Annotated in this window: 5 protein-coding genes; 4 read left to right on the plus strand and 1 reads right to left on the minus strand. The window is 62.3% G+C overall.

All coding sequences use genetic code 11. The features are described from left to right. Nucleotides 1-67 precede the first annotated feature (67 nt). The gene (locus tag EOA29_RS31700) at nucleotides 68-589 is read right to left on the minus strand and encodes a single-stranded DNA-binding protein (protein WP_126093812.1); all 522 of its coding nucleotides are present in this window, start codon (nucleotides 587-589) and stop codon (nucleotides 68-70) included. Between EOA29_RS31700 and EOA29_RS43400 the strand changes: the two genes are divergently transcribed. From EOA29_RS43400 to EOA29_RS31720, 4 genes are read left to right on the plus strand one after another with little or no spacing between them, the layout of a single operon-like run. Next, nucleotides 573-1,166 (plus strand): cupin domain-containing protein, encoded by a 594-nt coding sequence (locus EOA29_RS43400; RefSeq protein ID WP_245468605.1) that lies wholly within the window; start codon nucleotides 573-575, stop codon nucleotides 1,164-1,166. The genes EOA29_RS31700 and EOA29_RS43400 overlap by 17 nt on opposite strands. A 44-nt stretch (nucleotides 1,167-1,210) precedes the next feature. Next, complete coding sequence (locus tag EOA29_RS31710; protein ID WP_126093810.1) at nucleotides 1,211-1,525, plus strand: metalloregulator ArsR/SmtB family transcription factor; 315 nt, start codon at nucleotides 1,211-1,213, stop codon at nucleotides 1,523-1,525. Next, nucleotides 1,522-1,995 (plus strand): SRPBCC domain-containing protein, encoded by a 474-nt coding sequence (locus EOA29_RS31715; RefSeq protein WP_126093809.1) that lies wholly within the window; start codon nucleotides 1,522-1,524, stop codon nucleotides 1,993-1,995. Before EOA29_RS31710 ends, EOA29_RS31715 begins: the two co-directional genes overlap by 4 nt. A 27-nt stretch (nucleotides 1,996-2,022) precedes the next feature. Beyond that, nucleotides 2,023-2,628: an ATP-dependent Clp protease proteolytic subunit gene (locus EOA29_RS31720; protein ID WP_126093808.1), complete on the plus strand. Its 606-nt coding sequence runs from the start codon at nucleotides 2,023-2,025 to the stop codon at nucleotides 2,626-2,628. The last annotated feature ends 134 nt before the right edge of the window (nucleotides 2,629-2,762 follow it).

Below are 2,762 nucleotides of genomic sequence, written 5' to 3' on the forward strand. Positions count from 1 at the left end.
GGCGAGGACAAAAGCGGTCCGAGCGACATCGCTTTCCCCTCAAATAGCCACCGCGCGATCCCGGTGCTTAGAACGGGATCTCGTCATCCAGCTCGCGCGACGAGCCGCCGCCACCGCCCCTGGAACCACCACCGCCACCACGGCTGAAGCCCTCGTTCGGGCCGGACTGGCCGAAATCCGAGCCGCGGCTGTTGCCGCCGCCGGAATAATTGCCGACCTGGCCGCCGCCACCCTCGCCACGCGCGTCGAGCATCTGCAATTCGCCGCGGAACTTCTGCAGCACGACCTCGGTCGTGTAGCGGTCATTGCCGGTCTGGTCCTGCCATTTGCGCGTCTGCAACTGGCCCTCGACATAGACCTTCATGCCCTTCTTCAGATACTGCTCGGCCACCTTGGCGAGCTGGTCGTTGAAGATGACGACATTGTGCCACTCGGTCTTCTCCTTGCGCTCGCCGGAATTCTTGTCGCGCCAGCTTTCCGACGTGGCGATGCGGATGTTGACGACCGGATCGCCCGAATTCAGCCGGCGGATTTCAGGGTCCGCCCCGAGATTGCCGACCAGAATGACCTTATTGACGCTACCCGCCATCTTATTTCTCCGCGCTCATCCGAAACAATTTTACGTCGCCGCACCTTATAGCCTGCCGATCGCCCATGCCCGCAAAGGCTGGCTTTTCCCACAAGGTTTTTGTTCTCTTTTCGTTCTATTCTTGACGGCTGCTCCTGTCAAGGAATGTCACCAAGAAGTAGTGTTCTGCGTAGGAAACAAAAGGGGAGACATCCGAATGAACATCGTTACGCATGAGGATCGGCCGCGAGAGATGTGGCGAGCCGAAGTGGAGACCCGCATGCAGATCGCCGCCGCCAATGGCGCCGCCGAGCTTTGCATATTCGAGCAGTGGGTCGGGCCAGGTGCCGGCGCGCCGACGCATTCGCATCCAGTGGAAGAGGTGCTGACAGTGATTGCCGGTAAAGCCGAAATGTGGATCGAAGACCGACGCGCCGGACTCACCGCCGGGCAGTCGCTGATCATTCCCGCGCACCGCAAGCATGGCTTTCGAAATGTTGGTTCCGGCACGCTTCATATCCATGCCGTGCTCGCATCACCGATCTTCGAGGCAAGCTTCGACGGAGCCGCGGAGCCGGTGAAACGCTGGACGTCCTAAAACGGCACTTGCCAAACCAATAAGTATCGACTTATGCTTCGCACATGATCGAAGCAGAGATTTTCCGGGCGCTGGCCGATCCGACACGGCGCGCCGTCTATGAGCGGCTGGCGGCCGACGAATTGACCGTGTCCGAATTGCGCGCCGGCATGAGCGTGTCGCAGCCCGCGGTCTCGCAGCATCTTGCCGTACTGCGCGGCGCCGGCCTCGTGATCGAGCGGCGCGCCGGCCGCAACGCTTATTATCGCGCCGACCCGCAAGGGCTCGATCCCCTGCTCGGCTGGATCGAACGTTACCGCGCCTTCTGGCCGGAGCGAATCGAGAGGTTGAAGACGGTTCTGAAGGAAATGGATCAATGACGGCTATAAAACATCCGGCAGCGACCGGTGCACCGCTGAGCTTCGAATGCGAGCTTCCGGATCCGCCGGAAAAAGTCTGGCGCGCGCTGACCGAGCCGGAACTGCTCGCCGCCTGGATGATGCCCAACGACATGAAGCCGGAGGCGGGCAAGCGCTTCGCCTTTGCCGGGCCGGATGCGCCGATCGAATGCGAGGTGCTCGAGGCCGAGCCCGGCAAGCTGCTGCGCTATTCCTGGCGCGAGCGGCCGGGCGCAGACGCTGATCGGCTTCCGGCCTTCGACAGCGTCGTCACCTTCACGCTCGAGCCCACGGTTTCCGGCGGCACGCATCTCAGCATCGTCCATGACGGCTTCGTACCGGCAACGCATCCTGTCGTCGCCCTGGCCGGCGCCGGCTGCGGCCTGTCGCTCGACGCGCGCAAGAACCCGACCGCCGCCAATGCGCCCTTTATGATGCTGCACGCAGCCTGATCAACGACAACCAAGGAGACTTGGCCAATGAGCGCCCTTGCCAATCTGGTGCCGATGGTGATCGAGCAGTCGAGCCGCGGCGAACGCGCCTTTGACATCTTTTCGCGGCTGCTGCGCGAGCGCATCGTCTTCATCAACGGCGAGATCAATGACGGCGTGTCGGCGCTGGTCTGCGCGCAGCTTTTGTCGCTGGAATCGGACAATCCCGACAAGGAGATATCGATCTACATCAACTCGCCGGGCGGCGTGGTGACCAGCGGCTTCGCCATCTACGACACGATGCAATACATCTCCTGCCCGGTGTCGACGGTCTGCATGGGTTTTGCGGCGTCGATGGGCTCCTTCCTGCTGATGGCCGGCTCACCCGGCCGGCGCATCGCGCTGCCCAACACAAGGATCGTGCTGCATCAGCCGCTGGGCGGCTTCCAGGGCCAGGCCTCCGACATCCAGCGCCACGCCGAGGACATTCTGCGCACCAAGCACCACATGACCGAGCTCTATGCCAGGCATTGCGGGCGGACATACGAAGAGGTCGAGCGCACGCTCGACCGCGACTATTTCATGACCGCCGAGGAAGCCAAGGCCTGGGGCCTCGTCGACCACGTCTACGACACGCGCAAGAAAGCCGCCTAATGCATGTCGCCCAAAAGTGCGCAGCGGTTTTGGGAGAACGACATGCATCAAAACAAAGACCTAAAGCGCGTCGCCTGAATCCGCTTCAGCGCGACGCGCTTTAAGGCATGTGGCCCGGAAGTGTGTAGCGGCTG

This window comes from Mesorhizobium sp. M1E.F.Ca.ET.063.01.1.1, assembly GCF_003998155.1.
Taxonomy (GTDB): Bacteria; Pseudomonadota; Alphaproteobacteria; order Rhizobiales; family Rhizobiaceae; genus Mesorhizobium.